Here is a 7,414-nt window from a genome sequence, read left to right as displayed (position 1 = left end):
GTCCGCATCCGAGGACCCCGACCCGTCCACCGACACCGACAACCCCTCCACCGACGACACGAACGACGCCACCGGCGCCTCGTTGGCCGGCGGTTGCCCGTCGGAGGCACTGAAGTGGGCGGCCACCCTCGAGGGACTGAGCACGGTCGGGTACACGGCGACCTCGTCGATGGAACCTGCGAGGAACGCCGAGCCGCTCCAGCTCGTGTCACCGCCCACGCGCCAGTAACCCGTGTAGTCCTGTGCCGAGGTGTTCGAGCCCTGGGCCTGCAGCTGCCCGTCGAGGTAGAGCCGCATCCCGTTGGCCCCGAGGGTCGCCACCACGTGGTGCCAGGTCCCGTCGTTGTAGGACCCGGGCGAGGTGACGATCTGCGAGGACCCGGTCCACACCCCGAAGTTCACCTGCCCCGAGGGGTCGAGGTAGACGTGGCGGTCGTAGTTGGAGGACAGCCCGGACCTGGTGTCCCCGAACCCGATGATCTTGCCACCGCTCGTCGAGGTGGTCTTGAACCATGCCTCGAGGGAGAAGACGCGCGGATTGGAGAAGGACCTCGTCGAGGAGACGGTGTCGTTCACTCCGTCGAAGGTGACGGCGGTGTTGCCGGCGGTCTCCAGCGGTGAGGCCACCCCCAGCTGGGGACCCCCGAAGTACTCCCCCTGGGCGCCGTTGCCACTGGCGTCGGCCGCGGTGGTGCCCGTCTTCTCGTCGAGGCGCCAGAACAGCGCCGGTTCGTCGTCCCAGACACTGCGCCCGTAGGCGTCGGTGGGCACGCTCACGTCCAGGGCGCGTCCGCTCTTCGTGTAGTGGTCGCGGACCTGTGCCTGGCTCAGCGCGGTCTGGTAGATCGCGATGTCGTCGAGGTCCCCGCGGAAGGTGTTCGTCGTCCCGGTGTTGGGCCAGCCCGAGATGTTGTCCCCACCCACCCGCCAGTACCCACGGAAGGGCTGTCCCGAGACCGTGGACGGGTCGCTGGCGACGCGGCGCCCGTCGAGGTGGAGGGACATCCCCCCGGAGGACAGCGTGGCGACCACCTGGTGCCACTGGCCGTCGTTGTAGCCGGCCGAGGAGGACAGGACCTTCACCGATCCCGGATGCACCCCGAAGGTGATCCGCCCGTCGGAGGACATGTAGATGTGGCGGTCGTAGCTCGAGGAGTTCCCGGTGGCCGCGTTGCCGAACCCCAGGAGCTTGCCTCCCGTGGTGGAGGTCGTGCGGAACCACAGCTCCTGGGTGAAGGTGTTGGGCCCGTCCACCGTCTGGGTGGAGGCACCCGTCGCGGTGGAGGTCCCGTTGAGGGCGGCCGCCGTGTCGGCGGAGCCGATGATGGCCCCGGCTGCGCCGAATGCCACACCGGCGCCGACACCGAGGTCGTTGCCTCCGGCCCAGTCCACCGCACGTGTCGACCCGGAGGCGTCACCGAGGCGCCAGTAGTTGATGGCCCCGTCGGCGAAGACCTGGCGCGAGTAGGCGCTCGAGGGTGGCACGCCCTGTCCGGCGACCACTGTGGCGGGCTTGCCGCTGCGGGCGTTCCCGTCGGAGTCGGAGGCGATGATGGTGTAGGTGTAGCTCTTCCCCGCCTCGACGGTCGTGTCGTCGAAGGTGAGGAAGGGACGGTTCCACCACGTCGACTTGCCGGTCGTGGTGTACACGGGGTTGTTGACCCCGCGGTCACTGCGCACGACCTTGTAGGTGAGCGTGATGTCGTCCCTGTCGAAGTCGGACCTGAACTGGACCCGGGTGGTGCCCGTGTCGATGTTGCGCAGCGTCGGCTCGGTCTCCGCCCACGGGGCGTCGGGTCCCATCTTCTTGGGGTTGGCGGCGACGCTGCGCGTCGCGAACCTGACGAGCCCCTGTTGGCTGACGCCGTTGACCCTGGTGAACTCGCCCCCGATGACCAGGTAGTCCCCACCGGACTCCACGGTCCAACCTGCTTGGTCGGACCCGGTGTAGGAGCCCACGGACATGGTCGGGAACCAGTTGACGTAGGAACCCGAGGGGTTGCCCTGGAAGTTGGGGTAGCCGTAGGTGTTCGTCTGGACGGACCCCGTCGCCTCGTCGGTGAAGGCATCGGTGTGCTGCCAGATGCGCGGGGTCGCTTCGGGGAAGCCCCCGGAGTCCGTGCACTGGTGGTGGTGGCTGACCTGGTAGACGACCCCGTTCATCGGCACGGCGTCGTAGGTGTCGCCGAGGCAGTTCATCATGTTGAGGATGGTGCCGTCATAGGCGTCGCTGACCAGCGCGCCCTCGAAGTTCCCGGTGCCCCCGTACCAGTAGCCGGTGCTGTAGGCCCTGGACCCCTCGACCTTGAGGGACATGAGGGCGGCCGTGTTCCCGGTGTTGTGCACGACGCGGTTGGCCGCGTAGGCGTAGGACTCCCCCGTGGTGGCGTCCAGCGAGCCGATGCTGGTGGCGTCCTGCCCGTTGAGCTGGGCGAAGGAGCCGGCCACGACGACCCGGTCCTGCGCGCCGGTGAGGCCCAGGGCGTAGACGGTGCCCGAGGCGGTGGGTGTCCACCCCGTGAGGGCTCCGTCGGAGGCCCGCAGGGCCGCCAGACGCGTGCGCGGGGTGTTGCTGACGGCGCTGAACCATCCGCCGATGTAGACGACGTCATTGGTGGCGGTGACACCGAAGGTGTCCCCGTTGACGACGGGGCGGAAGGCCGTGTTCAGGGAGCCGTCGGAGGTGTTGAAGGCTGCGATGCGGCTCCTGGTCTGCCCGTTCACCTGGGTGAAGGACCCCACGATGTAGATCCTGGAGCCGTCCGGGGAGGCGGAGATCCCCCGGATGCGGGCATTGACGTTGGGTGCCCAGGACGTCATCACACCCGTGCGGATGTCATAGGCCATCGCGTTGTAGCGGGTGAACTCGTTCGTACCCGCTGCGGCCCCGGCCGGGCGCGCGGCGCTGAAGTCGCCGACCGCGTAGACGGTGTTGCCGACCACGACCTGGTCCCACACCACACCGTTGACCTGCGCGGTGGGCAGTGCGTCGGAGGTGACGGCGTTGCGGGGGTTGTCGACGACCGGTGGCGCGCTCGTGGGGACATCGGCCCCAAGGGCCTGGGGGGCCGTGAGGCCCCCCAGGATGAGTGCGCCGGCAGCGAGGACCGCTCCGGTCCGGAAGAGGGTGCGATGGAACATGGCCCAGCCTTTCGGGTTCCCAACATTGGTCAACCGACGCAAGGTGGAGTTGGGGTTGCCCGAGTGTCCCATGTCACACTTCGGCCCACAAGGGACCGTTTCAATATTCGGACTATTTTGTGACCTGAATCACACCCAGAGTGGTTCCGGCACTCGTCGACACCCCGAGCTGGGCGGCCATCGAGGAGGGCAGGGCCGTGCCCGCTCCCCCGGCAGAGGCAGTGCTCGTCGTGCGGTACTGGCCGTCGCTGGTGACGAAGGGATCCGTCGTGCTGGTGACCAACTGCCCTGCCGTCATGTAGGACGACGAGGTCGCGGCGCGCAGCCCGGCGAGGGAGGTGAACACCTTCAGGGGGTCCCCGGAGCGGTCACGCCACAGGGCGAACTGGGTGGAGGCAGGCTTCGCGAAGGCGTTCCGGTTGAGGACGCTCACCGCCTGGAGGGCGGAGGTGTTCCCCGGGACGGAGGCCGACCCGCCCTGCACCCGCAGCAGCGGACCGCTGCTGGTGGGCTTGGTGGTGACGACGTTGTTGACGAACTCGATGCCGGTGCTGTTGGGTCCGACCCGGCTGGCGTCATAGCCCGTGGAGGACTGGGGTGAGCGGTCGTCGTCGTAGAGGAAGACGCCCTGGCGGTTGTCGGCGAAGGTGTTGTTGTAGACCTTCGTGTCGGCGGCGCTGAGCATGAGCCCCCACCCGCCTCCGTTCACGGTCGAGTTCCACCCGTTGTCGACCACGAGGTTGGAGAAGATGGATCCCGTCGAGCTGACCTCGTAGAGGATCCCGTGGCGGGCGTTGCCCACGACCCGGTTGCCGTAGACGTTGACCTGTCGGCAGTCCAGGTCGCACCAGAACCCCGAGGCGCGGCCACCGTCATTCTGGGAGAAGCTGTTGTAGCGGATGTTCCCGCCCACCAGCCCCGAGGCCTTCGACCCGGCGGAACTGCACGAGAAGGTGCAGTCCGCGCCGAACCCACCGCGGTTGTTCTCGTCGATGCGGGAGTACTCGACCGTCAGGTCGTCGCGCACCGAGGGGTTGGCCGCCACCTGCTTGGCGGACCCGGACACGTTGAGCCCGTTGGCCCCGTTGCGGTAGATCATCGAGGAGCGGACCGTGAGGTTGCGGGAGTTCCACACCAGGACGCCTGCGCCGGCGTTCTCACGCACCACGAGCTTCTCCAGGAGCACCCCGGTCCCGCCGTTGATGAGGAGGGAGGCGCCGGTGGCGTTGTCGTACTGGTTGGAGGCGTACCGGCGGAAACCGATGCCGTGGATGCGCAGGCCGTTGGGCTGGTAGAACGCCATCGCCTGGGCGAACTTGGTGACCTCGATGCTCGACGTGGTGGGGTCTGCCCCGATGTGGACGACCTTCGCCTTCCAGTCGTGGTAGAAGGTCGTCGGCGAGAGCTTGGAGAGGGAGTCGACCTGGGTGAGTTCCTTGCCGTCGGCGAAGACCATCAGCGGGTCCGCGGCGGCGGGAGTGGCCGCGGCCGCATCGGAGTAGGCGCAGGGTCCGTTGGCGGACCGGTCGGCCGGCGGACGGGAGTAGTACGCACCGGCGCACAGTGAGGAGGCGTCCCAGGACGTCTGGTAGTGACCCGTGGAGACCTTGGTCCACGAGGAGACGCGCTGGGTGCCGTCGAACCAGACGATCTCCCCGGGGTAGGACTGGATGGTCACGTTGGCGGGGACACCCGTGTAGTACTTCGTGCCGCCCACGGCGTAGCCGGTGGCGCCCTCGCGGTAGATGCCGTCACGCAGCACGATGGTGCCTCCGGCCTTGACGACCGTCAGTGCCTTGGCGAGCGTGCGGAAGGGACGTTCCTTGGTCCCCGGGTTCGTGTCGACCCCACCCATACCGACGAAGATCGTGCCCGCAGGGGGCGCGGGGGTGGTCGTCAGGGCGGCCGTCGAGGACGCGATGAGGGCGGGAGCGGGTGTGGCCGCCCGGGCCGCGGTCCCGCCGAGGGGGAGCAACGCGACCGAACCGGCCAGTGCGACGAGCAGGGCGACCACCACCGCGAGGGGTCGTGCGGACGGGCGCCGTGTTCTCGGATTCATGATGGGACCTCCTGGGTCCGGTCAGGGGCAACGGATGTCCCGCTTGCGGACCTCGTCCCGGACGCGGCCAGACTAACGAGCCCCTTTCAAGACCTGAACATGAGAAAGGTCATCCCGATCGCCCGGCCTCAGTGCCCACCGACCGCGGAGACCCGCCGGTACCACCTCCCCAACTGGAGGAACAGCAGGGCGATGTTGACCACCGCCAGGACGGTGTATGCAATGCGCCACACCGGGAACCACCCGAGCAGGCCCATGAGGAGGCAGAGCACGCCGTAGTCCACCGGGATCCCCAGCAGGCTGGTGAGGACGGGGGCGGCCTCGTCCTCGGCGCGCAGCTCCGCCCTCTTCACACCGGCACCCCTGAGCAGGAGGTCGGTGAGGATGATGCCGAAGAACCACACCGAGGCCTGCAGGGCGAAGGCCAGTGGGACCAGCGTGGTGGCGACCGACCACCCCTCGAGGTGGCGGAACCACATGACTGCCACCGCGAGGTGGAAGCCCGAGGTCTTGAAGGCATCCAGGATGTGGTCCAGCCACTCCCCTGCCAGTGACCCCCCGCCCTGGAGGCGGGCCACCTGTCCGTCGGCGGAGTCGAGGGCGTACCCCACCACCAGCAGCGCGGCCACGAGGACGCCGGTGGTGACGGTCGGGGGGAGGACCGCGACGAGGGCGATGCCGGTGAAGGAGAAGCAGGCGCTCACCAGGCTGATCGAGTCGGGGCTGACGCCCCAGCGGTAGGCGGTGGCCGCGAGGACACGACCCAGGGGCCTGTTCACCCACCGGGAGTACGCCTGGGCGTTCCTGTTCGTCTTCTGCGCCCGGGCCAGCGCGTCGCACACCTCTCCCCAGGGTGCGTCCCGGGGGACGAGGGCGACCCTGTCGAGCACGCTCATGACTGCGACGCCCCGACCGGTTCCCGCACCACGGGGACCATCTCGAGCACCTCTTCGACGAAGCGTCGCCGGTAGAGCGCAGGTGCGTGGCGGACGAGGGCGAGGTCACGGTCATCGTCCACCTCGGTGATGACATTGGTCCAGTCCTGGACGAGGTCGACCACCGCCCGGGCCAGGGCGGGCACGTCCCCCGGGGGCACGCGGCGCACTGCGGCGTAGCCGGCGGCGGCCTCCTTCAGGCCGGAGGTGGCCGAGACGACGAGGGGCCGTCGGGCGAGCATCGCCTCGACAGCCGTGTTGCCGAAGGGCTCGTCGACGGTGGAGGGGACGAGGATGACGTCCGCGGCGGCGAAGTGCCTCCAGATGTCCGTGTCGAAACCGAGGAACTCCACCTCGTCGGCGATCCCGAGGGAGCGGACCTGGGAGTGCAGCTCCTCCTCGAACCACTCGTAGCCGGGGAACACGGAGCCCAGCAGGCGCAGGTGGACCGGATGGCCCATGTCCCGCAGGTGCGCGAGGGCGGCCAGGGCCACCTGGGGCCCCTTCCGGGGGGAGAGCCTGCCGATGTAGAGGATGTTCACCGGCCCCTCCCCCAGGCTCGCCCGTGGCTCAGGTGCCCGGAGGGGACCCGGGACCCCGTTGTGCAGGACCGAGGTGCGCTCCGCGAGGCGCTCCCAGGTGTCGGTGAGGACACCGAGGCTGAAGCGGCTGTTGGTCACGAGTCGCGTGGCGAGCAGCAGCGGCGCGTAGAGCCCCCGTCTCACCGCCGGGGAGATGGACCGCTCGGCCTCGTGCACGTGGCAGAGGGTGGGGATGCCCCGGGCCCGCGCCAGCACCAGCCACAGGGGGATGGTGATGGTGTTGACGATGACGAGGTCAGGGTGCAGGGCACGCAGCAACCGACCTGCGGTTGCCGCCCCACGCGCTCCCTCCGCACCCAGGGACACCAGGCCGCGCGGCGACAGGTGGCTCTTGCGCAGCACGGGGGTGGGGCAGTGCTCGACGCGGGCACCCCGCAGGCGCAGCTCCTCCCACAGGGGTCCGTCGCCGGGGAGCACCACGACGACGCGGGCGCCGGCACCGCACAGGGCGCTGACGGACTCGAGAAGGACGCGGTCGGAGCCGTAGAGGGCGGCGCTGGGGTGGGCGACCAGGATCGTGCGCCCACCGAGCCTCCCCTCCGGGACGGGCGGCTGGCGGGGACCGTCGTGCGGGTCCGGACTCGGCGCGGCAGGACGGGTCCCGGCGCCTGGTGCCCCGACCGCCTGGGTCCTGCCACGCCCGTGCGCGACTCCTGCACGTCGGGCGGTGCGTGTCC

At 69.5% G+C, this 7,414-nt stretch carries 4 protein-coding genes; all 4 read right to left on the bottom strand.

The genetic code is table 11. The features are described 5' to 3' along the window. A partial coding sequence (locus TA90_RS00300) for a LamG domain-containing protein (RefSeq protein WP_043534038.1) occupies window positions 1-3,141 on the bottom strand: 3,141 nt, incomplete at its 3' end. A 112-nt stretch (window positions 3,142-3,253) separates the two neighbouring features. Beyond that, window positions 3,254-5,200 (bottom strand): right-handed parallel beta-helix repeat-containing protein, encoded by a 1,947-nt coding sequence (locus tag TA90_RS00295; protein ID WP_082031163.1) that lies wholly within the window; start codon window positions 5,198-5,200, stop codon window positions 3,254-3,256. Window positions 5,201-5,328: 128 nt separating this feature from the next. Next, window positions 5,329-6,096, bottom strand: coding sequence for a CDP-alcohol phosphatidyltransferase family protein (locus tag TA90_RS00290; protein WP_052450309.1), 768 nt, complete (start codon window positions 6,094-6,096; stop codon window positions 5,329-5,331). Further along, window positions 6,093-7,414, bottom strand: a 1,322-nt coding sequence (locus TA90_RS00285; RefSeq protein WP_197067806.1) for a glycosyltransferase, incomplete at its 5' end; no start/stop codon positions are given. The genes TA90_RS00290 and TA90_RS00285, both read right to left, overlap by 4 nt.

The organism is Actinomyces polynesiensis, assembly GCF_000820725.1.
GTDB lineage: Bacteria > Actinomycetota > Actinomycetes > Actinomycetales > Actinomycetaceae > Pauljensenia > Pauljensenia polynesiensis.
Note: the sequence above shows the minus strand (reverse complement) of the source record. Positions and strands in the feature narration are given on the sequence as shown.

Bases quoted from the DNA above. Each gene is read 5' to 3' on its own strand.
- TA90_RS00295 (WP_082031163.1), bottom strand. From the start codon at position 5,200: ATGAATCCGAGAACACGGCGCCCGTCCGCACGACCCCTCGCGGTGGTG.
- TA90_RS00290 (WP_052450309.1), bottom strand. From the start codon at position 6,096: ATGAGCGTGCTCGACAGGGTCGCCCTCGTCCCCCGGGACGCACCCTGG.